The sequence below is a fragment of the Arthrobacter sp. TMN-49 genome, from assembly GCF_054511095.1.
Genome location: NZ_JBTNDH010000006.1, coordinates 43,529 through 69,713 on the forward strand (window position 1 = coordinate 43,529; position 26,185 = coordinate 69,713).

Consider the following 26,185-nt stretch of genomic DNA (forward strand, 5'->3'; position numbering starts at 1 on the left):
AGATGCATGGTTGCACCCGGTTTCAGGTGGCTAAGGTCAGCACTCGCTGTTAGCGGGCGGTCAAGCACCGCACGCGCCCGCCCGTTCCTTGAGCCCGGAAGAAGCCCGGTACCCTTAAAGGGATGAGTGAAACTCCAGCCACCACGCCCGAATCCCCCGCATCTGCGCCCGACGCGCCCGCAACCGAGCCAGTTGAGCAGCGCGCGCCCCGCACGCAGGACGGTTCAGCCCGGCCCGTCACCCCGGGCAGCCAGGCCGCCGAGGGCACCTACCGCGCCCAGCCGGTGTCCTTCGTGCGCCGCGGCACGCGCCTGCAGGGTCGTCGCCAGCAGGCGTGGGACGATCACTCCGACACCCTCGCGGTCGACGTTCCGCGACATATTGCTGACACCTCCGTTCACCCGGAGTACGTTTTCGACGCCGCCGCTGAGTTTGGCCGTACGGCACCCCTGGTGGTGGAGATTGGCTCCGGACTGGGAGATGCTGTGGTCTACGCGGCCAAGGAAAACCCCGACAAGGATTTCCTTGCCGTTGAGGTTTACACACCGGGCCTGGCGCAGACCATCCAAAAGATTGTTGCCAATGAGCTGAGCAACGTCCGCGTGGTGCAGGCCAATGCGCCCGAGGTGCTGAGCACCATGCTCCCGGCCGGTTCCGTCAGCCAGGTTTGGGTGTTCTTCCCGGACCCGTGGCACAAGTCCAAGCACAATAAGCGCCGCATGGTCAAGGACACCTTCGCTCCGCTGGTTGCCCGGGTGCTGGCCCCCGGCGGCATCTGGCGCCTGGCCACCGACTGGTCCACCTACGCCGAGCAGATGCACCAGGTGGGCGCGGCGTCCCTCGACTTCACGAACCTGTACGACGGCGAGCGCTCGGGTTCGGAGAGCCCCCTCACCCAGGCACGGCTCAGCGGAGTTGATTGCGAGCAAAGTGCGGAGCCCGATCAGGTGGGCGGTTGGGCGCCGCGCTTTGACGGCCGCGTCCTGACCAGTTTTGAGAACAAGGCTCACAAGGCTGGCCGCGTCATCTTCGACTTGGCCTTCCGCCGCAACTAGCCACCCCTTACTCAACTGGCCCGCAGAAAAAACCAAAAACCGCGTCAAAAACGCGAACTTTCGGTGTTTTCTTTGGGCCAGTTGGGCTTAAGCCTAGGGCCGCTTCCTGCGTCATATAGGCGCACACCCAGGACACAAAAGTGATCACAAAACATAAAAGTCGCCTAGGGCTGGCAACCATTAGCGCAGCCCTTTGTTGACTAATCCGCCGACTCTAGAAACCACCGCACCGACCACCTAGGGTGGGGCCATGACTGCTGAACCTTTTGTTGCTGGAGTCGATGGACCGGCGTCGGATGTGATGTTGAAGCTGGGCCGTTTCTTCACCAAGTGGGATACGAGCGATGACTCCCGTGTGGTTTTCCGGGAGGGCGGACGGGCCGGCGACATCTTTTATCGCGACAGGTGGAGCCATGACAAGGTGGTGCGGTCCACCCACGGCGTGAACTGCACAGGATCGTGCTCGTGGAAGGTGTACGTCAAGGACGGCATCATCACCTGGGAATCCCAGCAGACCGATTACCCCAGCGTGGGTCCGGACAGCCCCGAGTATGAGCCGCGCGGCTGCCCTCGCGGCGCGGCGTTCTCCTGGTACACCTACTCTCCCACGCGTGTCCGCTTCCCCTATGCCCGTGGTGTGCTCGTGGAAATGTACCGCGAGGCCAAGACGCGCCTGAAGGACCCCGTGCTGGCGTTTGCCGAAGTCGCTGCCGATCCAGAAAAGCGCAAAAGGTACCAAAATGCCCGCGGCAAGGGCGGCCTGGTCCGCATTTCCTGGGCTGAGGCACTGGAGATTGCCGCCGCCGCGCACGTGAACACCATCAAGACGTACGGCCCGGACCGGGTTGCGGGCTTCTCACCCATCCCGGCCATGTCCATTGTCAGCCACGCGATTGGCACCCGCTTTGTGCAGCTCATTGGCGGGGTCATGACCTCCTTCTATGACTGGTACGCGGACCTTCCCGTGGCCAGCCCGCAGGTTTTTGGCGACCAGACAGACGTCCCGGAGTCCGGCGACTGGTGGGATGCCACCTACCTGATGATGTGGGGCTCCAACGTCCCCGTCACCCGCACCCCCGACGCTCACTGGATGACCGAGGTGCGGTATCGGGGCACCAAGGTCATCGCCGTCAGCCCCGACTATGCGGACAACACCAAGTTCGCCGATGAGTGGCTGCCCGCCGCGGCCGGCACCGACGCCGCCCTGGCCATGGGCATGGGCCACGTGATGCTCAAGGAATTCTTCGTGGACCGCCAGGTGCCGTTCTTCCAGAGCTACGTCCGCCAGTTCACCGACCTGCCGTTCCTCATCAGGCTGGTGAAGCGCGACGACGGGACGTACAGTCCCGGCAAATTCCTCACCGCCGCGTTCGTCCCCGGTCAGGAAAACCAGGAGGATGCCGCGTTCAAGACGATGCTCTTTGACAAGGTGACGGGCAAGGCCCTTGTCCCCAACGGCACCCTGGGGCACAGGTACTCCAAAACCGGCGAAGGCAAATGGAACCTCGACCTAACCGGCATTGAACCGGCCCTGAGCATGGCGGAGGTATCCACCGAATCGGCCGAAGTCCTGCTGCCGTGCTTTGAGGACCCCGAAGGTGCCGGCTCCATCCTCAAGCGCGGGGTGCCCATCAAGATTGTTGATGGCCACCTGGTCACCACCGTGTATGACCTGATGCTGGCCCAGTACGGTGTGGGCCGCGCCGGCCTGCCGGGTGATTGGGCCACAGACTACAACGATGCAGCCACCCCCTACACCCCCGCCTGGCAGGAAGAAATCACCTCAGTCCCCGCTCAGGCGTGCATCCGGATCGCCCGCGAATTTGCGCGCAACGCGGAGCAGTCCAAGGGCCGTTCCATGATCATCATGGGCGCCGGCATCTGCCAGTGGTTCCACGGAGACACCACCTACCGGGCCATTCTGGCGCTCGTCATGCTGACCGGGTGCATGGGCCGCAACGGCGGCGGCTGGGCCCACTATGTGGGCCAGGAAAAGTGCCGCCCCATCACCGGCTGGGTGTCGCTGGCCAACGCCCTTGACTGGTCCCGCCCGCCGCGGACCATGATCGGTACCGGCTACTGGTACATGCATACAGACCAGTGGCGCCAGGACGGCTATTCTGCTGACGCGTTGAAGTCCCCACTATCCACGGGCAATCTGGACGGCATGCACACGGCCGATGCGCTGGCGCAGTCGGCACGGCTTGGCTGGATGCCGTTCTACCCGCAGTTTGACGCCAACCCGCTGGATCTGGCCGATGCGGCAATCGCAGCGGTGGCGGCCGGCGAGGCGCCGGATGAGAAGACGTGGGTGGCACGGTCCCTGCAAAGCAGGACCATTAACCCGGCCATTGAGGATGTTGACGCCCCGGCGAACTGGCCGCGCACCCTGGTGCTGTGGCGTTCGAACCTGTTTGGCTCCTCGGCCAAGGGCAACGAGTACTTCCTGCGCAACCTGCTCGGCACCCACAACAACGTCATGGGCCAGGACAGCGAGGCATCGCTCAAGCCCAAGGACGTGAAATGGCATGAGCAGGGCCCCGAGGGCAAGCTTGATTTCCTGGTCTCCGCCGACTTCCGCATGACCAGCACAACCCTGCTGTCCGACGTCGTCTTCCCGGCGGCAACCTGGTACGAGAAGCACGATCTCTCCTCGACCGACATGCACCCCTTTGTGCACGCCTTCACTCCGGCCATTGACCCGCCATGGGAGACCAAGACCGACTTTGAGATGTTCCAGCTGCTGGCCGAGGAGTTCTCGCGCCAAGCGGTCAAGCACTTGGGCACCCGCAAGGACCTGGTCAGCATCCCGCTCATCCACGACACCGCGGGGCAGATCGCCCAGCCAGGCGGGGTGGTGCGCGACTGGCGCGAGGACGGCATTGAGGGTATTCCCGGGCAGAACATGCCCAACTTCATGGTGGTGGAGCGCGATTACACAGCCATCGCCAACAAGCTCACGGCCGTGGGCCCGCTGGCGGACAAGCTGGGCTTCACCGTCAAGGACGTCAACTACAAGCTGGACAAAGCCCTCACACACCTGGCCAAGGCGAACGGGGTCATGCTGGGCGGCGCGGCACACGGCCGGCCAGCCATTGACACCGACGCGAAGCTGGCCGAGGCCATCCTGACGTTCTCCGGCACCACCAACGGCCAGCTGGCCGTCAGCGGGTTCAGGGAGCTGGAAAAGCGCACGGGCGTGAAGCTGGTGGACCTGGCCGAGGGCAGCGAGGAAAAGCACATTTCCTTTGCCATGACCCAGGCCGGACCCGTTCCCGTCATCACGTCCCCGGAGTGGTCGGGGTCGGAGACGGGCGGGCGGCGCTATGCACCGTTCACCATCAACATTGAGCGGCTCAAGCCCTTTCATACGCTCACCGGGCGCATGCACTTCTTCCTTGACCACGACTGGATCATCGACATTGGCGAGGCGCTGCCCATCTACCGGCCACCGCTGGACATGCATAAACTTTTTGGCGAACCCAAGTTGGGACCCACGGGTGAGAAGGAGATTGTGGTCCGCTACCTGACCCCGCACTCCAAGTGGTCCATCCATTCCGAATACCAGGACAACCTGCTCATGCTGTCGCTCTCGCGCGGCGGCCCCACCGTCTGGATGAGCCCGCAGGACGCCGACTCCATCACTGTAAAAGACAACGAATGGGTTGAGTGCGTGAACATGAACGGCGTGTTCGTGGGCCGGGCGGTGGTCAGCCACCGCATGCCGGCAGGTGTTGCCTTCATCCACCATGCCCAGGAGCGCACCATCGACGTGCCCAAGTCTGAAGCCACGGGCCGGCGCGGCGGCATCCACAACTCGGTGACCCGCCTGCTGGTCAAGCCCTCCCACCTGATTGGCGGGTACGCCCAGCAAACGTACGCGTTCAACTACCTTGGCCCCACCGGAAACCAGCGGGACAACGTATCCACCATCCGCCGTCGCTCCCAGGAGGTGCAGTACTAATGCGTGTAATGGCTCAAATGGGCATGGTCATGAATCTGGACAAGTGCATTGGCTGCCACACCTGCTCCGTCACCTGCAAGCAGGCCTGGACCAACCGGGCAGGCGTGGAGTACGTCTGGTTCAACAATGTGGAGACGCGCCCCGGGCAGGGCTATCCGCGCCGCTATGAGGATCAGGAGAAGTGGAAGGGCGGCTGGGAGCTGAACAAGCGCGGCCGCCTCAAGCTCAAGGCCGGCGGGCGCGTGAAGAAGCTGTTCGGTCTGTTCGCCAACCCCATCCAGCCCGAGCTCAAGGACTACTACGAGCCGTGGACCTATGACTATAAGACTCTTGTGGACGCACCCCTGGGTGATGACTTCCCCGTGGCCCGGCCCAAGAGCCTGATCACCGGCAAGGACACCAAGATCACCTGGAGCGCCAACTGGGATGACAATTTGGGCGGCACCAGCGAGCTGGGTCATCTGGATCCCATCGTGGAGAAGGTGCGCCGCGAGTCAGAGGACAAGATCAAGTTTGAGTACGAGCAGACGTTCATGTTTTACCTGCCCCGCATTTGTGAGCACTGCCTGAACCCGTCCTGCATGGCCTCCTGCCCGTCCGGCGCCATCTATAAGCGCGTTGAAGACGGCATTGTGCTGGTGGACCAGGACCAGTGCCGCGGTTGGCGTCAGTGCGTGACCGGCTGCCCGTACAAGAAAATTTACTTCAACCACAAGACCGGCAAGGCCGAGAAGTGCACCTTCTGCTACCCGCGCATCGAGGTGGGCCTGCCCACCGTGTGCTCGGAAACCTGCGTGGGCCGGCTGCGGTATTTGGGGCTCTTCCTGTACGACGCCGACGCCGTCACCGCCGCGGCCTCGGTCACCGACCCCAGGGATCTGTACGAGTCGCAGATGGATGTGCTGCTGGACCCCAACGATCCTGCCGTCATCCAAGCGGCCCGCGAGCAGGGAATCCAGGAGGACTGGATTGAGGCAGCCCAAAAGTCGCCCGTGTATGCGCTGACCAAGGTGTACAAGCTGGCCCTGCCACTTCACCCCGAGTACCGGACCATGCCCATGGTTTGGTACATCCCCCCGCTCTCCCCCGTGGTTGATTTGCTCCGCGACCAGGGGCACGACGCCGAAAACCAGGACGTGCTCTTTGGCGCCATCGAGGCCTTGCGCATCCCCGTGGAGTATTTGGCCGAGCTGTTTACGGCCGGGGACACCGAGCGTGTCACGGAGGTGCTGCGTAAGTTGGCGGCCATGCGCGCCTATATGCGTGGCATTTCTCTGGGCAATGACCCCGACGAGTCCATCCCGGCCAGTGTGGGCATGGACGGGGCCACCATGTATGAGATGTACAGGCTCATGGCCATCGCCAAGTACAGCGAGCGCTACGTGATTCCCAAGGCGCACGCCGAGCAGGCGCACGATCTTGAGGAGATGGGCTGTTCCCTGGATTTCGACGGCGGACCCGGCATGGGTGCCATGGGCAACTCCCCCTTCGGCGAGGCCAGCGGACGCCCCACCCCCGTGGCAGTGGAAACTTTCCATGCGCTCCAGGATCGGCAAACCTCGGATTCCGTGGCGGGAGCAGAGACGTTGCGTGGCCGGGTTAACCTGCTCAATTGGGACGGCAACGGTGCGCCGCCCGGGCTGTTCCCGCAAAACCGCCCCGCGGGGCCGGCCGTCGACGCCCGGGCGGATGCCCATGACGGCGGCGGCACCCCATGAGCAGTTTCGTGAACAAAAGGGACCAGATTACGTTTCTGGCCGCCGCCTGGTGCCTTTCCTATCCCGACGCCGAACTACTGGCCAGGGTGCCGCTCATGCGGGCGGCACTGGGCGAGTTTCCGGGCGCAAGCCGGCCGTTCGCCGTCGTACTGGACCTGCTGGAGGGCACCGACTTGATGGAGTTGCAAACCCAGTACGTCCAGGAGTTTGACCTGGGTAAGCGTCACGCCTTGCACCTTTCCTACTGGACAGACGGTGACACCCGCCGCCGCGGGGAAGTGTTGGGGGCGTTCAAGAAGGTGTACCGCGCCTCCGACACCCTGGTGGACACGCGAGGGGAACTACCGGATTACCTGCCCATGGTGTTGGAATATGCGGCCACCGTGGACCTGACCGCCGGCAAGGAGTTGTTGCAGCAGTACCGGCCCAGCCTTGAACTGATCAAGTTTGGGCTGCTGCGGGACAACCTGGCCCACACTGCCGTAGTGCAGGCAGTTTGCAACACCCTGCCCGGGGCGTCCCCTGCAGACGAACAAGCTGTCATGCGGATGGCCGGATACGGCCCACCCACCGAATCCGTGGGCCTAGATCCTTACGATCCGCGGCTGCTGCCCATGAAAGGCGCCTGAGCAATGGACATTTTCTTGTGGGGTGTGCTGCCCTACGTCATGGTGGTCATCCTGGTCAGCGGCACCATCTGGCGTTACAAATACGATCAATTTGGCTGGACCACCAGGTCCTCCCAACTCTATGAATCCAGGCTTTTGCGGATTGGTTCCCCGCTATTCCATTTTGGTTTGCTGGCCGTCATTGCCGGGCACGTCTTTGGCCTGATCATCCCTAAGTCGTGGACAGAAGCTGTGGGCATGAGTGAGGACCTTTACCATTTCAATGCCTTGTTCGTGGGCACCATTGCAGGCGTGGGTACCCTGGTCGGCATCGCCTTGCTGATTTACCGCCGCCGCAAGACCGGCCCGGTCTTCATGGCAACCACCAAGAATGACAAGCTCATGTACGTCGTGCTGGTGGCCGCCATTCTGTTTGGTCTGTGGACCACCTTGGCCAGCGTGTTCTTTGACGAACACGGGGTGACGTACCGCGACACCGTCTCCCCATGGTTCCGCTCGCTGTTTATCTTCCAACCTGACGTAGCCGCCATGGCTGCCGCTCCGACGTCGTTCCACCTCCACACACTGGTGGGCATGCTGCTGTTCATGGTGTGGCCGTTCACCCGGCTGGTCCACGCCTTCACCGCACCCCTGCACTACCTGTTCCGGCCCTACATTGTGTACCGCTCCAGGGACAAGGGTGCCAGTGTTGCCAACCGTGACGGCTGGTCGAACGTGGGTACGCGGGACCGCGACACCCGCAACCGCTAACTGACAACAGGAGTAGAGAATGGCACAGACCAAAGCAGCACCCGCGCTGAAGGGTCAGGCGTTAAACCTGGCCCTTGCCACCGCCGCCTCCGTGGTGGGGTTTTGGGCCTGGAACGCGATCGCCACCCTAAGCTCCTATTATGCCAGGAATCTAGAATTGTCCGCCGGAACCATGGGCATTCTGGTGGCCATGCCCATCTTTGTGGGCTCCCTGGGCCGCATTGTTGTGGGCATCATGACCGACAAGTACGGCGGTCGGGCCCTCTTCACCATTGTTTTGGTTTCCACGATCCCCACCGTGTTGTTGGTCGCGTTGGGTGGCGCCCTGAACTCCCTTGCCCTGGTGCTTGTTGCAGGTTTCCTGCTGGGTATTGCGGGCACAGTGTTTGCCGTGGGCATCCCCTTTGTCAGCGCCTGGTACCCGCCGGCCCGGCGCGGCTTTGCCACCGGCATTTTTGGTGCAGGCATGGGCGGCACCGCGTTGGCCGCGTTCCTCAACCCGCGCTTGGTGAAGTCCATTGGCTACGTGCCAACCCACTTGGTGATCGCCGGGCTGCTGGCAGTCATGGCTGTGCTTGTCTGGCGCTTCATGAAGAACGCCCCCGGTTGGCAGCCCAGCACGGCGCCTGTCATGCCCAGGCTTGTCGAGGCCGCCAAGCTGGCTGTCACCTGGAAAATGTGTTTCCTCTACGCAGTCGTCTTTGGCGGCTTCGTTTCCTTCGCCACCTACCTGCCCACGTACCTGCGTGACGTGTATGCCTTTGACCCAAGCGCTGCCGGCGCCCGGACCGCCGGGTTCGCCCTTGCGGCCGTGATTGCCCGTCCCATTGGCGGGGCACTGGCGGACAAGATCGGCTCCAAACCTGTTGTGCTGGCGTCCCTGGCGGGTGTGGCGGTCCTGGGTTTGTTGGTGGCCCTTGAACCGGCCGCCGACGTTCAGGCGGGACCCATTTTCATCGGTCTGGCGGGCGCACTTGGGTTGGGCACAGGCGGCGTATTTGCGTGGGTTGGCGCGCTTTCCCCCGAGGGCAAGGTGGGCACCATTAGCGGCATAGTCAGTGCTGCCGGCGGTTTGGGCGGCTACTTCCCGCCGCTGATTATGGGCTGGACGTACAACCCCAACGCAGAGCACTACAAGTACGCCATTGGGCTGTCCCTGCTGGTGGTTACGGCCATTGTGGCGTTAATCTTCGCCTTGTTCTTTGTGAAAACTCCTGCCAGGGGTCCAGCGACTCAGCCGGCCACATAAAGAGGCACTTTTCATCCGGGAAGGCGGCCACGACCTGCATCAGGGCAGGTCTTGGCCGCCGTTGCTGTGTGTCAGGGGATTCTTGGGGTAATCGTGGGCCCCAATACTGCGTAGGATTGATAGATGTGGTCCTTGGCCTTGGATCATCCCCAACCGACAGGTGGAAAAGTTCCGTGACGTACTCCTCCGCCGGTTCACGTTTACTAACGCGAATCGCCGAGTTCACCGAGAATTCCATTGCCGCTGGCCGTGCGTATGCTGATGAGGACCGTGTCACCGACATCGCCTTGGAACCAGCTACAGGCTTGCTCTCTGGCACAGTGATTGGCGCCCAAAAGTATAAGACGACAGCCAAACTTGTGCGCGAGCACGACGGCGTGATCGCCTGCCGGGTGGGTATCTGCAACTGCCCCGTGCGCCAAAACTGCAAGCACGTTGTGGCGTTGATTGCTGCCGCCGAGGCGGAGCAAGCATTCACCGACTTCTTTGTTCCGGAGGAAGCCCCCCGCGAACCCACCTATCTTGAAACGTTGCTGGCAAAGGCCAAGGTCGGCAAGTCCGCAGCCCCCGCCCCCGCCGACCGCGGAGTGGAACTGGCTCCCGATTCGTGGGAAGCGGCGTTGTCGGCGTTGTTGCCGCCAACCACGGCAGCACCCAGCCCCGACACACCAGCCCTGGGCCTGCAATTTGAGCTGCATGTGCCACCGCCCCGGTTTTCCTACCGCGGCCGAGGCAGCACAGTCCCCGCCGAAGCTGTCCTCAATGTCCGCCCCGTGGTTATGGGCACGCGCGGAAAATGGGTCAAGTCCGGCGTCAGCTGGGCAACCCTGGGCTATCTTGCGTATGGCGGCGTCCACGACAGAACCCAGCTGGAGTGGCTCAGTGAGTTCTTGTCCTCGCACAGCCCACGCCAGTACAGCCACGGCAATGCAAGCTCCTGGCTGGCATTAAACGACTTTGCCGGCCGGAACCTGTGGCAGCTACTGGCCAGTGCCCACAAGAATGGCGTGGCCTTGATCCAGTCGGGCACTGGCGATCCCGTCCGCGTCAGCACGGACGAGGCGGCACTGTCCCTTGACGTGACCCGCCCCGAAACCGGCGGCCTGGACGTTGGCCCGCGGATTGAGGTGGACGGCGTGCCCGTCGCGCAGGAGATCGTGGGCCGGATTGGCACGCCCGTCAGTGGGCTGTTTCTCAGCGACCAGGCCGAGCCGGCACCCAGCTCTGGCACCACGTCGTTGGCGCGCAACGGCGTCGTGCGCGGCAGTATCACGGTGGCACCCCTGCCGGCCGACACCTCCGCACAGCTCCTGGACTTTGCGCTGCGCAAGGAGCATGTTCACGTCCCCGAGCTGGCGAAGGAAAAGTTCCTCACCCAGTTCTACCCTCAGCTCAAGCAGGCAGCTGCCGTGGTTTCCGCGGATCACTCGGTGGAATTGCCGGCGTATGTGGAACCGACGTTGTCGCTTCTGGCGGCGTACGGCACCGACCACACGGTGCGTTTGCATTGGGAATGGCACTACCCGGTGGGCAGCCGCGTCACATCCTTGCCGCTCTGGCCGGAATTGGGCGAGGGTGCCGTTCGTGATGCAGGGGCCGAGGCCAGGCTCATTGCCAGTGTTGGACAGCCGTGGGAAGAGATTACCGCCATGGGTGTGGCGGCGAACAACGCGTGGGGGGACCCCGTTTTGGCGGCGTCCGCGCAGTTGACGGACCTTGACACCCTCACCTTCACCGAAGTGGTGGCGCCCGGACTCTCCGCCCTGCCCGGGGTCACCGTGGAAACCTCCGGTGACGTTGCCAGCTACCGTGAGGTCACCGAGGCGCCGGTTGTCACCATCTCCACCCAGGCCACCGATGAGCGTGACTGGTTTGATTTGGGCATCGTCATCACCTTGGAGGGCCAGTACGTGTCCTTCGCCGCCATTTTCTCCGCCCTGGCCGCCGGGAACACCCGCATGCTGCTGCCCAGCGGCGCTTACTTCTCCTTGGACCGCCCGGAACTTCACCAGCTGCGGGCGCTCATCGACGAGGCCCGCGGCCTCAACGACAACAAGGACGCCGAGCTGCGCATCAGCCGCTTCCAGGCTGGCTTGTGGGATGAGCTGGCCCAGTTGGGGATTGTGGATGAGCAGGCGCAGGCCTGGAGCAAGGCGATTTCCGGGCTGCTCGACGGCGGACCACCCGTTGCGCTGCCGGCCCCACCGACCCTGAACGCCACCTTGCGCCCGTACCAGCTGGACGGTTTCAATTGGCTGCATTTCCTGTACAGTTTCGGTCTGGGCGGGGTGCTCGCCGATGACATGGGTTTGGGTAAGACCGTCCAGACCCTGGCCTTGATCTGCCAGGTCAAGGCCGAGACTGCCGCCGCCGCTGACCCCGATTCCGGCGCCGTGCCGGGAGCCGTGGCCGGCGGCAAACCGTTCCTGGTGGTGGCACCCACCTCAGTGGTGGGCAACTGGGCCAGTGAGAGCATGAAATTCGCCCCGGGGCTGAAGGTTGTCACCGTCTCCGAGACGTTCGCCAAGAGCGGCCTGAACTCTGCGGACTACTTCTACGGTGCTGACATTGTCATCACCTCCTACGCGTTGTTCCGCATTGACTTTGCCGAATACGGAATGCAGCCGTTTGCCGGACTGATCCTGGACGAGGCCCAGTTCGTCAAGAACCACCAGTCCAAGGCGTATCAATGTGCCCGCAAGATCAAGGCACCGTTCAAGTTGGCTGTCACGGGTACGCCGATGGAAAACAACCTCATGGAGCTGTGGGCGTTGCTGTCCATTGTGGCACCGGGTCTTTTCCCCAGCCCCAAGCGGTTTGCCGAGTTCTACCAGCGGCCCATAGAAAAAAATAGTGACACCGAGCTGCTGATTAAACTCCGTGCCCGGGTCAAGCCGCTCATGCTGCGGCGCACCAAGGAAGCAGTCATTGCCGATCTGCCCGCCAAGCAGGAACAAATACTCGAAGTGGAATTGAACCCCCGGCACCAGAAGATCTACCAGACACATCTGCAGCGCGAACGGGCCAAGATCCTGGGCTTGCTGGAGGACGTAAACAAGAACAGGTTCACCATCTTCCAGTCTCTGACGCTGCTGCGTCAGCTCAGTTTGGACGTCTCATTGGTGGATGAATCCCATGCAGGTGTGCGTTCATCCAAGCTCGATGTCTTATTTGAACAGCTTGAAGATGTGGTGAAGGAAGGCCACCGGGCCTTGATCTTTAGCCAGTTCACCGGCTTCCTGGGCAAGGTTCGTGACCGCCTCGTCGCCGAGGGCATTGACTTCACCTATCTGGATGGCAGCACCCGCAACAGGGCCGCCGTCGTCGATGAATTCAAGACCGGAACTGCACCGTTGTTCCTCATCAGCCTCAAGGCCGGTGGCTTTGGTTTGAACCTTACCGAGGCCGACTACGTGTTCATCCTGGACCCGTGGTGGAACCCCGCATCGGAGGCGCAGGCTGTGGACCGTACGCACCGCATCGGCCAGAAGAAAAACGTTATGGTGTACCGTCTGGTTGCCAAGGACACCATCGAGGAAAAGGTCATGGCGCTCAAGGCGAAAAAGTCCCAACTGTTCTCCGATGTCATGAGTGGGGATTCACTCTCCAGCGGCGCGCTGACGGCCACCGACCTTGCGGGCCTGTTCCGCGACTAGCCCTTAAACAGCTGACCCGCAGAAAACGCCGAAAATCACGGTAAAACCGTGAATTTTCGGCGTTTTCTGCGGGTCAGTTCGAATTAACCGGGGCTAGCGCTGCGGACGCCAGACCACCATGGCCTGGCTGCGCGGGCGCGGACGCTGGCCACGCGCCAGGGCCACAATGTCATCGCCCGTCAGTCCCGCAGCAAAAACACGGCTGCTGGAGCGCTGCGGACTCGACTGCATGGCCGCCGTGGCGGCTTCCAGTCGCTCGCCCAGTTCGAGCACCTGAGACCGCAGCAACTCCACCTGGTTCTCCAACTGCATGATGCGCCGGATGCCCTCCAGGGACACCCCGGCATGGGAGAGCCTTTGCACCTCCCGGAGCATGTCCACATCATGCTGTGAATACCGCCGGGCCCGGCCGGGGGCGCGGGTTGGCATGACGATCCCCAAACGGTCGTACTGGCGCAGCGTTTGCGGATGCATCTCGGCCAACTCCGCGGCAACGGAGATCACAAAGATGGGCGCATACGGGTCAACAGTCACTGTGATCTCCTTCCGAGCAGCGGGTCGGGCCAGGGGTTACAGTTTGGCCTTGTCCTTCAACGCGGCCCGGGGGTCGCCGTCGGCGGTGGCCGCCGCGAAGGCACGGACGGCCTCTTCGGCTTCCTTGCTGAGTTTCTGCGGCACGGCAACGTCAATGGTGACGAGCAGGTCGCCGTCGCCCTTGGACGTTTTCACACCAGCACCCTTGACGCGCAAGGTGCGCCCAGACGGGGTCCCGGCCGGCACCCGAACCCTGACAGTGTCCCCGGCCAGCGTGGGGACGCTGATGTCTGCGCCCAAGGCCGCTTCGGGGAATGTCACGGGGACGTGGACGCGGATGTTGTTGCCATCGCGGACAAAGAAATCGTGCGCCTTGACGTTGACGGTAACCATCAAGTCCCCGGCTCCGGCAGCGCCTGGCTGGCCCTTGCCCTTGACCCGGACCTTCTGGCCGTCTTTGATCCCGGCAGGAATGCGCACCTCAACCACCTCGCCGTTGGGTTCGCGCAAGGCAATCTTGGTGCCGTTGATGGAGCCGCCAAAGGAGATGGAGGTCGACGCCGTACGGTCCGCACCCTTGGTGGGTGGCGGCTGGTAACCGCCAAAACCGCCGCCACCGCCGCCAAAGAGGTCAGCAAATTCCGGCGGGAGTCCCTGGCCGTTGAATCCTTGCGAGCCGCCGCGGGGTGCGCGGGCGCCGCGTCCGCCACCAAAAAGGTCGCCGAATACGTCTTCAAAGCCTGCGTTGCCGCCACCTTGGCCGGCACCGCCTGCGCTGAAGCGGGCGCCGCCGCCCATGGCCCGGATGGCGTCGTACTGTTCGCGATCTTCCTTGCTGGAGAGCACCGAATATGCTTCGGAGACGTCCTTGAAAGTCTTCTCCGCGGCAGGGTCACCGGAGTTGGTGTCCGGATGGTACTTACGGGCCAACTTCCGGTATGCCTTCTTGATGTCGGCATCCGATGCATCTTTGGCCACACCGAGAATTTTGTAGAAGTCCTTTTCTGCCCAGTCCTGACTTGCCAAGACGCCTCCTTTCCAAAAAGTTTGTGGGGTGGTGCTGTGGTTGGGCCCACGCGCCCGAGGGCCCCGGCCTAAATTCGCGCCAGCGAATTTAGGCCGGGAGGGCGTGGTGGGCCCATGGTTCCGAGGGCCCCTAGCCGAGGTACGAGGCTAGGGAGGAACTAGGGACTACTCCGGTACTGCCACAATCACCTGGGCGGCGCGCAGGATACGCTCGCCGGACTTGTAACCGCTGCGCAGCACCTGGCTGACAGTGTCAATTTCAACGTCGGCAGAAGGCTGCTGAATGAGCGCCTCATGAACGCTGGGGTCAAAGGCAACGCCAGTGGCGTCAATCTTTTCCAAACCGTACGTTGCCAAAGCGGTTTCCAGCTTGTTGGCAATCGCGGCGAACGGGCCATCGACGATGTCGCCGTGGGCACGCCCGGCTTCAATGCCATCAAGGACCGGAAGCAGCGAGTTCAGGACACCGATGACAGCCATCTGTCCGGCAACTGCCCGGTCACGCTCGACGCGCTTGCGGTAGTTGACGTACTCGGCCTGCAGGCGAAGAAGATCGTTCTTCAACTCGGCAGCGTCGTCGGGCTCGGCACCCTGGGCCACAGCGTCCTCGGCCGGAACCTCAACACCGTTGAGGATCTCTTCGGCCTGGGACAGTGCGTCGCCGTCGGGAGCTGCGCCTTCCGGGATCCCGTCCTCCGGGACCTCTTCGGGGTTTACTGAGTCAGCCATGGTTACTTCTTCTCGTCTGCGTCTTCGTCGATGACCTCGGCGTCAACAATGTCCTCGTCGGCGGCACCTTCCGGTGCAGCACCCTCGGAAGCTCCGGCGTCGGCCGGGGCACCCTCAGCGGCGGAGGCAGCGTAGATGGCCTCGCCCAACTTGGACTGTGAAGCCTGCAGCTTCTCAAACGCAGTCTTCACTGCATCGTCGTCGTCGCCGGCCAGGGCCGTCTTGAGCTCGGTGACATCAGCCTTGACCTCTGTCTTGACGTCCTCGGGCAGCTTGTCGTCGTTGTCGGCCAGAACCTTGTCCACCGAGTAGTGCAGCTGCTCGGCGCTGTTGCGCAGATCTGCTGCCTCGCGGCGGGCCTTGTCCTCGGTGGCGTGCTCCTCGGCGTCACGAACCATGCGCTCGATGTCTTCCTTGGAGAGCGAGGAACCACCGGTGATGGTCATGGACTGCTCAACACCTGTGCCCTTGTCCTTGGCGGATACGTGCACAATGCCGTTGGCGTCGATGTCGAAGGTGACCTCAACCTGCGGGACGCCGCGAGGAGCCGGGGCAATGCCCGTCAGCTCGAACGTGCCCAGCGGCTTGTTGTCGCGGGTGAACTGACGCTCGCCCTGGAAGACCTGAATGGCCACCGACGGCTGGTTGTCATCGGCTGTGGTGAACGTTTCCGAACGCTTCGTCGGGATGGCCGTGTTGCGCTCGATCAGGTGCGTCATGACACCACCCTTGGTTTCAATACCCAAGGACAGCGGGGTGACGTCGATGAGCAGAACGTCCTTGCGCTCGCCCTTCAGCACGCCAGCCTGCAGTGCGGCACCAACGGCCACCACCTCATCCGGGTTGACGCCCTTGTTGGGCTCCTGACCGCCGGCGAGCAACTTGACCAGTTCGGAGACGGCGGGCATGCGGGTTGAGCCACCGACAAGAACGATGTGGTCGATGTCCGAAACCTTGATGCCGGCTTCCTTGATGACGTCATTGAACGGCTTCTTGGTGCGGTCCAGCAGGTCCACGGTGAGTTCCTGGAACTTGGCGCGGGTCAGCTGCTCGTCCAAGTGAACCGGGCCGTCGGGGGTGACGGAGAGGTACTGGAGGGAAACACTGGTGCTGGAGGCCGAGGAGAGTTCCTTCTTGGCCTGCTCGGCTGCTTCCTTCAGACGCTGCAGGGCGATCTTGTCCTTGGACAGGTCGATTCCCTTGATCTTGAGCTGGTTCAGCAGGTAGTCAACGACGCGCTGGTCCCAGTCGTCGCCACCGAGGCGGTTGTCACCGGCGGTGGAGCGAACCTGAATGGTGGAGAAGTTGTCTTCGTCCTTGCCCACTTCGAGCAGGGAGACGTCAAATGTTCCGCCACCGAGGTCGAAGACCAGAATGAGCTCGTCTTCCTTACCTTTTTCCAGACCGTACGCCAACGCGGCGGCCGTGGGCTCGTTGACAATACGCAGCACGTTCAAACCAGCGATTTCGCCGGCTTCCTTCGTGGCCTGACGCTCGGCGTCGTTGAAGTAGGCCGGGACGGTGATGACAGCGTCGGTGACCTTCTCGCCCAAGTAGGATTCGGCGTCGTTCTTCAGCTTCATCAGGATGCGGGCGGAGATTTCCTGCGCCGTGTACTTCTTGTCGTCGATCGCGACGGTCCAGTCGGTGCCCATGTGGCGCTTGACGGAGGCGATGGTGCGGTCAATGTTATTGACGGCCTGGCGCTTGGCGATTTCGCCCACCAGAACTTCGCCGCTCTTGGAGAAGGCAACAACTGAGGGGGTGGTGCGGCCGCCTTCAGCGTTGGCGATGACTGTGGGCTCGCCACCTTCCAGGACGGATACAACAGAGTTGGTGGTTCCGAGGTCAATACCTACAGCACGTGACATAAGTGTGGTTCCTTTCATGAACCGCTGCCTCAACAAGTCCGCGGCTAGGGTAGCTGCGGGTTCGCCCAACCAGCGGTATTGAGCGTTCTGCACTCAACTTTACTCAAGCTCGTTTGGATGTCAAATAAAGTTGAGCGCAGTCGACTCAACTTTCACTTTCGGCGAACAGTACGACGCCGGATGGCCGGGTCTTGTGTGTTCGGTCACCGCCGCCGGGCTACGTTGGGGGACCAGGGGGCACCGTGGAATGCCCCGTCCGCCGCGCGACGAGCGTCCGGGCGCACATCACACCCCCTCTGCTCCGTGACCGGATCGTGGGCCGCTCTGGCCGCCGCGTCGTCGCGGGCGTACGCTCCCTTGTATGAGTGAGCAATCTGGCATGGACCAAGGCGATGTGTACACGCACGGGCACCACGAGAGCGTGCTGCGATCACATGCGTCACGAACAGTCGAAAACTCCGCGGCGTACCTAATACCGCACCTTAGCCATGGCCTGCGCGTGCTGGATGTGGGCTCAGGCCCGGGCACCATCACTGCCGACCTTGCCCGTTTGGTGGCCCCGGGGCAGGTTCTTGGTCTTGATAGGGCGCCGGAGGTGGTGGCCGCCGCGACCGCACTGGCCAGGTCCCAGCACCTGCCCAATCTCAGCTTTGACACGGGGGATGTTTACAACCTTGACTTCCCGGACAACACCTTTGACGTGACGCATGCCCACCAGGTCCTCCAACACCTGAGCGATCCGGTGGAGGCACTGGTAGAAATGCGCCGGGTGACAAAACCCGGCGGCATTGTGGCTGCGCGCGACGCGGACTTCCACGGCATGTCCTGGTACCCGCAGCTGCCCGAACTCGATGAGTGGATGGCCCTCTACCAGCAGGTGGCCCGGCACAATCAAGCCGAACCCGATGCGGGCCGGCGCCTGCTGCACTGGGCGAAAGCTGCCGGCTTCACCGAGGTGACGCCGTCGAGCGCCAACTGGCTGTACGCAACAGCCGAGCAGCGCGCCTGGCTTGCCGGCATCTGGGCGGACAGGGTGGTGGGTTCAGCCTTCGCCGAGCAGGTGGTGGCGTACGGTTTCGCCACCACCGCCACCCTAGAGCGGATCTCGGCGGGCTGGCGGGCCTGGGGCGCCAGGGAGGACGGCTGGTTTGTGATGCCCAACGGGGAAATCATCGCCTTGGTCTGAGACGTTTTTGTTAGCGGCCCGCGCGCAGGCACCCCAACGCCCCCAAGTGCGCATAAACGTGCGTGCCCCGTAAGCTTGCCTAGTGGAATTTTCTTTGTGGCTTGCCCTCGCCGGCGCCGGTGCCATGATCAGCCTGACCCCCGGCGCAGGCGCCATCAACACCATGTCCAATGCGCTGACCTCCGGCTTCCGCCGCTCATTTTGGGGCATCCTGGGCCAGCAGCTGGCACTGGTCATCCATGTTGTCATCGTGGCGGCGGGTGTGGGCATCATAGTCTCCAGCTCACCCGTGCTGTTCATGATGATCCGCTATGTGGGCGCCGCCTACCTGGTCTATCTGGGTATCCGCAAGCTGTTGGCCAAGGCTGACACGTCCGACGGCGGCGACTCCCCCGCCGCGGTTGAATCCGGGTTCTCCATGTTCCGGCGCGGGCTGTGGGTGAACCTGCTCAACCCCAAGGCCATCGTGTTTTTCCTGGCGTTCATGCCGCAGTTCATCCGGCCCAACGAGCCATTGCTGGCGCAGTATGCGGTCTTGACGGCGACTGTGGTGGTTATCGACATTGTTGTCATGTGGTTTGTTTTCGCCGCCGGCGCCAAACAGCTCAAGCACCTGACGGCCAGTGAGCGCGGTCAGCTGATCCTCAACAGGAGTTTTGGCGTGCTGTTCATTGCCGTGGGCATCCTGCTGGCACTTGTCTAGCCGGCTGCTGCCCCAGCGGGCACGCTGCGCACGCCATCGGCCCGGGGTTGAGCCCCGGCATCGATAGACTTATCCAATGACCATTTCCTCCCGGATCATCACCCACACTGCCGGGGTATACGCGTGACGAGTTCGCAACGCCCGGTCATCATCGCCGTCGACGGCCGATCGGGCGCCGGAAAGACGACTATTGCCGTGGAATTGGCGGCACTGCTGCGCCGCCATCGCACGGTGTCGCTGTTCCATTTGGAGGACATCTACCCCGGCTGGGATGGTTTGGCTGGCGGGGTTGAGCGCTACATTGACCAGGTCCTGGCCCCCCTGAGCCAGGGCTCGCCCGCCTCCTGGACGGCGTGGGATTGGGAGGCCAAGAACGACGGCGCCGCCCGCACCACCGATGCCGCCCAGGTGGTGCTCGTGGAGGGGGTGGGGTCATCTCATGGCCGTGCCGCACAGTTCTTGGATGCAGTGATTTGGGTGGATGCGCCCAGCCAGGCTCGCAAGGAGCGCGCCCTGGCCCGTGACGGCGAGACGTACGCACCCTTTTGGGACAGTTGGGCCGCGCAGGAGGAACTGTTGCGCAGCGACGCCGGAAGCATCGCGGGAGCTGACGTGGTGGTGGACGGCACCCACGGCGTGGCCGGCGCCCCGGAATTCGTTCTGGACGCGCTCACCCAGTTGCCCGCCCTGGAACATGTGCTGAGCCCTGAGCTTGCCCGCCGCCGGGGCTTGGAGTTTTCGGCCGTGCGCATCGACGCGCTGCCACCCGGTGCGCAATTTTTTCAGGCCCTGTACGGGGACTCCGAAAACGCTATCTGGCTCGACAGCTCCATCGCCGAAACCAGCGACACCACCGCCATGCCTGCCGGCAGGGCGCGGTTTTCCATCATGGCTGATGACTCCGGCTGCTTTGGTCAGCTGGCCCGCTACGACCACGACATGACAACAGTTGCCTGCGGCCAGGTCACGACACGTATTCGCGGCCCGTTTTTCCGCTGGCTGGATTCCGTCTGGGGACGCAAGGCAGTTAGAGCGCCCCAGCACTACCCCGGCGATTTCACGCTCGGCTGGCTGGGCTATTTGGGGTACGAGCTCAAGGCCGAAACAGGCGGGACGGCCACGGCGCCGCGGGCCGGCGATGCCACGGCCCTGCCCGCGGCCGCCTTGTTTTTTGCCGGCCGCGCGGTGGTGCTGGACCACCAAGAAAACTGTCTGTACGTGCTAACCCTGACGGGCGCCCACCATCTGGCCTCCACCGCGGAAGCCGCCAACTACCTGGCGCTGGTTCGCAACGCCGTGCAATCCACAACTCCCGCCGCCCAACGAGCGGGCGAGCAGCAAGCTGGCGCACACGTGGCACCAAGGCTCGGCGGAACCCCACCCCACTTTGTGGCGCGGGACGGCGAGCTCCGGTACAAGGACATGATCGCCGCGGCCCAGACGCAAATTCACGACGGCAATTCCTACGAGGTTTGCCTGACCACGCAACTGGAAGCACGCACACCGGCAAAGGTGGACGCCTGGGCTTCCTACACAGCCCTGCGCACGCGCAGTCCCGCCCCGTTTGCTGCGTTCATGCGGTTGGATTCGCTCAGTGTTTGCAGCACATCCCCGGAACGTTTCCTGCGCATTGACGCCTCCGGGCTGATGCGCGCCGAACCGATCAAGGGCACGCGGCGCCGCGACCTAGACCCTGTTGTGGACGCCGGGCTGAAGACGGATTTAGCCGCCTCGCTCAAGGACAGGGCGGAGAATGTGATGATCGTGGACCTGCTGCGCAACGACCTCTCCCGGTTTGCCCTGCCGCACACCCTAACGGTCCCGCGGCTGTGCGCCATTGAAAGTTACACCACCGTGCACCAGATGGTCAGCACCATTGAGGCGCAGCTGGCTCCGGGCAGTTCGCGGGCGCAAGCCGTCGCCGCAGCGTTCCCGGCGGGGTCCATGACGGGTGCGCCAAAGATTAGCACCATGGCCATTCTCGACACCCTCGAGTCCGGGCCGCGTGGCATTTACTCCGGCGCGTTGGGCTACTTCTCCCTCAATGCCGCCATGGACCTCTCCGTGGTGATCCGCACGCTGGTCCTGACCGACACGCACGACGGCGGCACGCACCTTTCGTTGGGGGTCGGCGGCGCCATCACGGCAGACTCCGATGACGAGGCCGAATGGCAGGAGATCCAGGCCAAGGCCTTCGGTGTCCTGTCCACGCTAGGCGCCGACTTCCCGCTCTGATCAAAGCGGAGAACTGGCATTTTTGTAGGCGACGTAAAGGAGACGCCAAAGGCCGCTCGCGGCCGACGCGTTATTGCAGCGTGGCTGTCAGGCGCGCCACGTTGTCCACATAGCGTGCCAGTATGGGCCGGTTGACCCATTCCGCCAATTTCAACTCACGCGAGATGGCCCTGTAGTGGTCCTCCACTGCGTGCATTTGTTGGACCACGTCACGGTCAATCATCATGACGGTGACTTCCAGGTTCAGCGAGAAGCTGCGCATGTCCATGTTGGACGAGCCAATCACGGCAACGTCGGAGTCCACGGTGAAGTGCTTGGCGTGCAGCACCAGCGGTTTGGGGTAGAGGTAAATCCGCACCCCGGCCCTGAGCAGCGCCTCGTAGTAGGAACGTTGCGCGTGGTGGACCAGGAATTGGTCGCCCTGTTCTGAGACGAACAGTTCAACCACCACCCCGCGCTGGGCGGCTGTGGTGATGGCGTAAAGCAGCGAATCGTCGGGCACAAAGTACGGGCTGGAGATGGTGATGCACTCCTCCGCCGAGTACAGCAGGGTGTTAAACAGACGCAAGTTGTTCTCGGTGACAAACCCCGGACCGCTGGGCACCACCTGGCACAGTGAACCGCCGGCAAAGGAATCCCAGTGGTAGCTGGCCAGTTCCGCCTCGAGATTCTCTTCGGTCTCGGACGACCAGTCCGTAGCAAACATGACGTTCAAGGTACCAACTATGGGGCCCTCCAGCCGGGACATGAGCTCCACCCATTGGCGCCCCACCTTGTGGTTTTTCTTCTTGCGGTAGGACGGCTCAATAATGTTTTGGGAGCCGGTGAAACCCACGCGCCCATCCACCACGAGGATTTTGCGGTGGTTGCGCAGATCCGGCCTGCGCCACTGGCCCTTGACCGGCAGGAGCGGCAGCATGCGCCGCCACTGAATCTGGCTGGCCTTTAGCCGTTTGATCATCCCCCGGTAGCCAGGCACCCGCACGGAACCAATGTGGTCAAAGAGCACGCGGACGCGCACACCACGATCGGCTGCCGCCTCAAGCTCCCGAAAGAGCCTGTCGGTGCAGTCATCGGAGCTCATGATGTAAAACTCCGCGTTGACGTAGTCCGTGGCGCGGCTGACTTCATCGGCCATGGCATCCAACGACTCCTGATAGCCCTCAATCAGTTGAACGGAGTTGGCGCCCAACGCCGGGAAGTAGCCTAAGTTTCGGTTCAGCTCCATGGCGGATTTCACCCACGCTGGGCCGTGATAGTCCGGGACCTGGGCAGCAATCTCCGCCGTACCTTCGACAATGCGCAGGTTCACGGCGTCCTGGGTCTCCCGCCGGCGTCGTGAGAGCCGAAAGTTACCGAACATGAGGAACAGGATCAAACCAACATAGGGCAGGAAGAAGATGCACAGCAGCCACGCCATGGCTGTCGTGGGGCGCCGGTTGCCGGGAATAACACCGAGCACCACAACGCGGATGGCCAGATCCACCACCAAAATGAGCAGGGAAAACCAGGCGCTGGCTGTTGGCAGATTGAACGCCGTCCAGATCATGCAGGCCCCCTAATATCGCCAGCTACTCCCTAACGCGAGTGACAATAGCCTAACGGTAGTTTGCGGCACGGTTGTTCTTAGCTCGCGGCGTAACGTGCTGCGGTTATGCTGAGCGTGATTTTCCATTCTCCTTTGCAGATAGAGGCTCAACCATGAGCAACACCGGCCAACCCGACGTGACAGTCGACATTTTTGCCCTCGATCCGCTCAAACTCACCCGACAGGCCGTCAAGGGTTTGAGCGTGGCTTTCGCCATCAGTGGCGCCGTGGCCCTGGCTTTGGGTATCGTCCTGTTGTTCTGGCCCACTAAAACCCTGGCCGTGGTGGCCATCTTCCTTGGCATCAACTTCCTCATCGCCGGTGGTGTGAAGGTGGCGTTGGGTATTTTCAGCCACGGCCTCTCCACAGGGTTGCGCGTCCTGGATGTGGTCCTGGGCCTCCTGGTCCTGGTGGCCGGCGTTATTATCCTGCGCAACTCCGCGGCAAGCGGCGAAGCGCTGCTGATCTTCACTGTCATCTTCATGGGCATCGGGTGGATCATCGAAGGCATTGTGGCCATCGCCGAAGCCGGCAAGGGCTCCACCCGGCTGTGGGCCATCATCTTTGGTGTGATCAGCCTTGTTGCGGGCCTTGTGGTGCTGGTTGTTCCCGTCTGGACGGCGCAGTGGCTGCTGCTCATCAGCGCCATCATGCTGATCATCCTTGGCATTGTTGGCCTGGTCAGGGCGTTCACCTTTGGCAAGGCGATCCTGGCGGGCAGCTAAGCTCTAGAGCATGACAGTTTTGGTGTTTCTGGATCCCGTTCACCCCGCTGGCCGATTGGCCGACGCCTCATCCCCCACCATTTTGGCTACGGATCAAGGCGTGACGCGGGGGGACGGGATTTTTGAGTCCCTGCTCGCCATCAACGGTGTCCCGCGCAAAGTCCAGGCCCACCTTGACCGGCTGGCCGGTTCGGCGCGCGCCATGGATCTGGCGATTCCCGCCGCGGCGGCCTGGCTGGCAGCCATTACGACGGCGCTCACGGCTCACGCCGACGCCTCACCCCAGGCTGTGGTGAAGCTGATTGCCACCCGCGGCCCCGAGGGCGCCAACACCCCGACGGCCTGGGTGCAAGTTTCGGCTGTCTCACCGGCGCTGGCCGAGCAGCGGGCAGCAGGCCTGTCAGTCATCTTGTTGGAGCGCGGTTACGACAGCGACATCGCCGTCCGGGCGCCGTGGCTGCTGATGGGTGCCAAAACACTTTCCTACGCGGTGAACATGGCCGCCCTGCGCCACGCCCGCGCACAGGGCGCCGATGATGTGATCTTCATCAGCGGTGACCAGTTGGTGTTGGAGGGAGCCACCTCCTCGGTCTTGCTGGCACACCTCTCCGATGACTCGGGAGTTCCCGTGAAACGGCTCATCACCCCGCATCTGGACACAGGAATTTTGCCCGGAACCACCCAGGGCGCGCTCTTTGCTGCGGCCAAGGAGGCTGGCTGGGAACTGGGCTACGGCCCCGTCACCCCGGCGGATCTGTTGGACGCCGACGCTGTCTGGCTGATCTCCAGCTTGCGTCTGCTGGCCCCCGTGAACACCATTGACGGTGCGGAGATTGGTACGGCAGAAAACCGCACCCAGCTCAGTGCCGAACTCAGCGCACTCTTAGCAACAACGCTGTAGCGGGTTGTTCAGTTAGACGGCCACACTGTCCGCCGCTGCGTGGACCGGCACCAAGGGGCGGAACTTGTTGGCCAGCAAAATTAACACAACACTTGCTGTTACGAACGCGACGGCTATCAGCACGCAGGTGATGGCCACTGCACCGTATCCGCCGTTGCTGGGGTTCAGGAACGGGTAGGCGTACCAGCCGGTGATAGCACCGCGGAGCAGCGAATACGCCAAATACGCCAGCGGAAACAAGACGGCAATCCAGAGGCTGCGCAGTGGGATCGGTTTGCGCGGGGACTGAATGAGCCAGTCTGCCACCACAACAACTGGCATCACATAGTGCAGCCAGGTGTTGACCCATGGCAACAACGAGCCAAGATCCACCTCCCGCAATAGTGCGCTGAAGACGATGCCCACCAAGGCCATGGCGACCACCGAAACGCAGCGCAGAACGTGCCACAACGGCCCCAGCTCCTTGCCACGCCATGTCAGCACCGACTCCACCAGCAGCACCACCGCGGCGAAGATGTTGCCCAGATTGGTGAAGTAGCTGAAAAAGTTCAGTGCCGAGAAGCCGTTGCTGATGTGGACACCCAGTTGAGTTCCCACGGCGACCAGGGTTACTGCCCCGAACAGGAATCGGGTGGTGGCAAAGATACGGGTCACTGTCATGCGTACATCCTGCCACCTGCCACGGCAAGAGGAGTGCAACACCGCCGTCATGTTCGGCCACACTGGCCTGTTTTCGGTCCCGCCCGGTGGCTGATGTGTTACTTTTTCAAGAGAGTAATGAGCGCCAGCGTTAGGCCCTGACCTGCTGGCCGGCAACCCCCTTTCCGGCGGGGTGCCTCAGGTGAATACTTGGCAAACCCAGCTAACAAAAGCAACAGGTTTGTAAGCGTGAACGTTTTTGCGTGTCCTGGCAGCCGTCGCTGTTAAGCACCGCCTCCAGCTCCCGCTTGCAGATTTCAGCTTTCTTGCAATAAGGAGAACACATGTCCGCGGACGAATCCCCCCTGGCCTACCGGCTCATCACCGGTCCCGACAACAGGTCCTTTTGTGAGCGCATTTCCGAGGCCCTCGCCGAAGGCTATGTGCTGCACGGCGGACCGGCGGTGACGGCCAATGGTGGCGTCGTTATTTGCGCCCAGGCCATGATCCTCCCGCAGGCCATTGCCGTCAGTGATGCCGCAGTAGCCACGGCCGTGGATGAACTTGATGCCGAGCTGGAGTTCGACGGCGACGGGATCGCATGAGCTACGCAGGAGACCTGGCCCCGGCCACAGCCTGGGAATACCTGGCCGCCGGAGCCGTGCTGGTTGATGTGCGCACCGAGGGAGAATGGGCGCATATTGGCGTCCCGGACACCTCTGCCCTGGACACTGAACCAGTCCTTATCCAGTGGAACCTGGCCAGTGGACACAACAACCCCGACTTCCTGGCGCAGCTGCTGGCGACTGTACCGACGGAGAAGCCGCTGGTGGTGTTGTGCCGCTCCGGCGCACGTTCCATTGCCGCAGCGAACGCCGCCACTGCGGCCGGGTATACCGCCTACAACGTTCTGGAAGGCTTTGAAGGAGAACCCGACGGCCACGGCGAACGGGTCATCAACGGTTGGAAGAACCGCAGCCTGCCCTGGCGCCAGTAGCACACAGGCCGTGCCGCCGCAGTACGTCAC

Annotated in this window: 20 protein-coding genes and 1 riboswitch; of the genes, 14 read left to right on the forward strand and 6 right to left on the reverse strand. The window is 62.8% G+C overall.

Annotated features, from left to right (window positions below):
* Window positions 1–122: 122 nt before the first annotated feature.
* The 7 genes from trmB (at window position 123) to ACX80E_RS04345 (ending at window position 13,021) form a co-directional block, all read left to right on the forward strand.
* On the forward strand, window positions 123–1,055 hold the full coding sequence (gene trmB / locus ACX80E_RS04315) for a tRNA (guanosine(46)-N7)-methyltransferase TrmB (RefSeq protein ID WP_459300680.1): 933 nt from the start codon (window positions 123–125) through the stop codon (window positions 1,053–1,055).
* 250 nt (window positions 1,056–1,305) lie between these two features.
* Window positions 1,306–5,019: a nitrate reductase subunit alpha gene (locus ACX80E_RS04320; protein WP_459300681.1), complete on the forward strand. Its 3,714-nt coding sequence runs from the start codon at window positions 1,306–1,308 to the stop codon at window positions 5,017–5,019.
* The gene (gene narH, locus ACX80E_RS04325; RefSeq protein WP_459300682.1) at window positions 5,019–6,737 is read left to right on the forward strand and encodes a nitrate reductase subunit beta; all 1,719 of its coding nucleotides are present in this window, start codon (window positions 5,019–5,021) and stop codon (window positions 6,735–6,737) included. Before ACX80E_RS04320 ends, narH begins: the two co-directional genes overlap by 1 nt.
* Before the next feature lie 8 nt (window positions 6,738–6,745).
* On the forward strand, window positions 6,746–7,366 hold the full coding sequence (gene narJ, locus ACX80E_RS04330; RefSeq protein WP_459300683.1) for a nitrate reductase molybdenum cofactor assembly chaperone: 621 nt from the start codon (window positions 6,746–6,748) through the stop codon (window positions 7,364–7,366).
* A 3-nt stretch (window positions 7,367–7,369) separates the two neighbouring features.
* Window positions 7,370–8,116, forward strand: coding sequence for a respiratory nitrate reductase subunit gamma (narI, locus tag ACX80E_RS04335; protein WP_459300684.1), 747 nt, complete (start codon window positions 7,370–7,372; stop codon window positions 8,114–8,116).
* A gap of 19 nt (window positions 8,117–8,135) precedes the next feature.
* Window positions 8,136–9,365, forward strand: a complete 1,230-nt coding sequence (locus tag ACX80E_RS04340; RefSeq protein WP_459300685.1) for an MFS transporter — start codon at window positions 8,136–8,138, stop codon at window positions 9,363–9,365.
* 236 nt (window positions 9,366–9,601) lie between these two features.
* On the forward strand, window positions 9,602–13,021 hold the full coding sequence (locus tag ACX80E_RS04345; RefSeq protein ID WP_459300738.1) for a DEAD/DEAH box helicase: 3,420 nt from the start codon (window positions 9,602–9,604) through the stop codon (window positions 13,019–13,021).
* A 93-nt stretch (window positions 13,022–13,114) separates the two neighbouring features.
* Here the strand turns inward: ACX80E_RS04345 and ACX80E_RS04350 are convergent, their stop codons facing one another.
* The 4 genes from ACX80E_RS04350 to dnaK all read right to left on the reverse strand — a co-directional run bounded on the left by ACX80E_RS04350 (window position 13,115) and on the right by dnaK (window position 17,181).
* Window positions 13,115–13,555 (reverse strand): heat shock protein transcriptional repressor HspR, encoded by a 441-nt coding sequence (locus ACX80E_RS04350; RefSeq protein WP_459300686.1) that lies wholly within the window; start codon window positions 13,553–13,555, stop codon window positions 13,115–13,117.
* 36 nt (window positions 13,556–13,591) lie between these two features.
* Window positions 13,592–14,581: a DnaJ C-terminal domain-containing protein gene (locus ACX80E_RS04355; protein ID WP_459300687.1), complete on the reverse strand. Its 990-nt coding sequence runs from the start codon at window positions 14,579–14,581 to the stop codon at window positions 13,592–13,594.
* Window positions 14,582–14,746: 165 nt separating this feature from the next.
* A complete protein-coding gene (locus ACX80E_RS04360; protein WP_459300688.1) occupies window positions 14,747–15,310 on the reverse strand; it encodes a nucleotide exchange factor GrpE in 564 nt (187 codons plus the stop codon).
* 2 nt (window positions 15,311–15,312) lie between these two features.
* On the reverse strand, window positions 15,313–17,181 hold the full coding sequence (dnaK, locus tag ACX80E_RS04365; protein WP_459300689.1) for a molecular chaperone DnaK: 1,869 nt from the start codon (window positions 17,179–17,181) through the stop codon (window positions 15,313–15,315).
* 361 nt (window positions 17,182–17,542) lie between these two features.
* On the opposite strand from dnaK, the gene ACX80E_RS04370 reads away from it, so the two are divergent.
* From ACX80E_RS04370 to ACX80E_RS04380, 3 genes are all read left to right on the forward strand, one after another.
* Complete coding sequence (locus ACX80E_RS04370; RefSeq protein ID WP_459300690.1) at window positions 17,543–18,367, forward strand: methyltransferase domain-containing protein; 825 nt, start codon at window positions 17,543–17,545, stop codon at window positions 18,365–18,367.
* Between the two features lie 82 nt (window positions 18,368–18,449).
* Entirely contained in the window at window positions 18,450–19,070 is a 621-nt protein-coding gene (locus tag ACX80E_RS04375) for a LysE family transporter (protein ID WP_459300691.1), read from the forward strand.
* A gap of 123 nt (window positions 19,071–19,193) precedes the next feature.
* Complete coding sequence (locus ACX80E_RS04380) at window positions 19,194–21,305, forward strand: chorismate-binding protein (protein WP_459300692.1); 2,112 nt, start codon at window positions 19,194–19,196, stop codon at window positions 21,303–21,305.
* Window positions 21,306–21,375: 70 nt separating this feature from the next.
* Here ACX80E_RS04380 and cls read toward each other — a convergent pair whose 3' ends face one another.
* Entirely contained in the window at window positions 21,376–22,854 is a 1,479-nt protein-coding gene (gene cls, locus ACX80E_RS04385; RefSeq protein ID WP_459300693.1) for a cardiolipin synthase, read from the reverse strand.
* 152 nt (window positions 22,855–23,006) lie between these two features.
* On the opposite strand from cls, the gene ACX80E_RS04390 reads away from it, so the two are divergent.
* Window positions 23,007–23,618: a DUF308 domain-containing protein gene (locus ACX80E_RS04390; RefSeq protein ID WP_459300694.1), complete on the forward strand. Its 612-nt coding sequence runs from the start codon at window positions 23,007–23,009 to the stop codon at window positions 23,616–23,618.
* A gap of 10 nt (window positions 23,619–23,628) precedes the next feature.
* A complete protein-coding gene (locus ACX80E_RS04395; protein ID WP_459300695.1) occupies window positions 23,629–24,519 on the forward strand; it encodes an aminodeoxychorismate lyase in 891 nt (296 codons plus the stop codon).
* A gap of 12 nt (window positions 24,520–24,531) precedes the next feature.
* Here ACX80E_RS04395 and ACX80E_RS04400 read toward each other — a convergent pair whose 3' ends face one another.
* Entirely contained in the window at window positions 24,532–25,179 is a 648-nt protein-coding gene (locus ACX80E_RS04400; protein ID WP_459300696.1) for a Pr6Pr family membrane protein, read from the reverse strand.
* Window positions 25,180–25,292: 113 nt separating this feature from the next.
* Window positions 25,293–25,414: riboswitch (SAM riboswitch) on the forward strand.
* 88 nt (window positions 25,415–25,502) lie between these two features.
* Between ACX80E_RS04400 and ACX80E_RS04405 the strand changes: the two genes are divergently transcribed.
* Both ACX80E_RS04405 and ACX80E_RS04410 read left to right on the forward strand, forming a co-directional pair.
* The gene (locus ACX80E_RS04405) at window positions 25,503–25,763 is read left to right on the forward strand and encodes a DUF1737 domain-containing protein (protein ID WP_459300697.1); all 261 of its coding nucleotides are present in this window, start codon (window positions 25,503–25,505) and stop codon (window positions 25,761–25,763) included.
* A complete protein-coding gene (locus ACX80E_RS04410) occupies window positions 25,760–26,155 on the forward strand; it encodes a rhodanese-like domain-containing protein (protein WP_459300698.1) in 396 nt (131 codons plus the stop codon). Before ACX80E_RS04405 ends, ACX80E_RS04410 begins: the two co-directional genes overlap by 4 nt.
* The last annotated feature ends 30 nt before the right edge of the window (window positions 26,156–26,185 follow it).

Excerpts from the sequence above, each read along its gene's own strand:
- trmB (WP_459300680.1), top strand. The coding sequence starts at position 123 with ATGAGTGAAACTCCAGCCACCACGCCCGAATCCCCCGCATCTGCGCCC.
- ACX80E_RS04320 (WP_459300681.1), top strand. The coding sequence starts at position 1,306 with ATGACTGCTGAACCTTTTGTTGCTGGAGTCGATGGACCGGCGTCGGAT.
- narH (WP_459300682.1), top strand. The coding sequence starts at position 5,019 with ATGCGTGTAATGGCTCAAATGGGCATGGTCATGAATCTGGACAAGTGC.
- narI (WP_459300684.1), top strand. The coding sequence starts at position 7,370 with ATGGACATTTTCTTGTGGGGTGTGCTGCCCTACGTCATGGTGGTCATC.
- ACX80E_RS04340 (WP_459300685.1), top strand. The coding sequence starts at position 8,136 with ATGGCACAGACCAAAGCAGCACCCGCGCTGAAGGGTCAGGCGTTAAAC.
- ACX80E_RS04360 (WP_459300688.1), bottom strand. The coding sequence starts at position 15,310 with ATGGCTGACTCAGTAAACCCCGAAGAGGTCCCGGAGGACGGGATCCCG.
- dnaK (WP_459300689.1), bottom strand. The coding sequence starts at position 17,181 with ATGTCACGTGCTGTAGGTATTGACCTCGGAACCACCAACTCTGTTGTA.
- ACX80E_RS04370 (WP_459300690.1), top strand. The coding sequence starts at position 17,543 with ATGAGTGAGCAATCTGGCATGGACCAAGGCGATGTGTACACGCACGGG.
- cls (WP_459300693.1), bottom strand. The coding sequence starts at position 22,854 with ATGATCTGGACGGCGTTCAATCTGCCAACAGCCAGCGCCTGGTTTTCC.
- ACX80E_RS04390 (WP_459300694.1), top strand. The coding sequence starts at position 23,007 with ATGAGCAACACCGGCCAACCCGACGTGACAGTCGACATTTTTGCCCTC.
- ACX80E_RS04395 (WP_459300695.1), top strand. The coding sequence starts at position 23,629 with ATGACAGTTTTGGTGTTTCTGGATCCCGTTCACCCCGCTGGCCGATTG.
- ACX80E_RS04400 (WP_459300696.1), bottom strand. The coding sequence starts at position 25,179 with ATGACAGTGACCCGTATCTTTGCCACCACCCGATTCCTGTTCGGGGCA.
- ACX80E_RS04405 (WP_459300697.1), top strand. The coding sequence starts at position 25,503 with ATGTCCGCGGACGAATCCCCCCTGGCCTACCGGCTCATCACCGGTCCC.
- ACX80E_RS04410 (WP_459300698.1), top strand. The coding sequence starts at position 25,760 with ATGAGCTACGCAGGAGACCTGGCCCCGGCCACAGCCTGGGAATACCTG.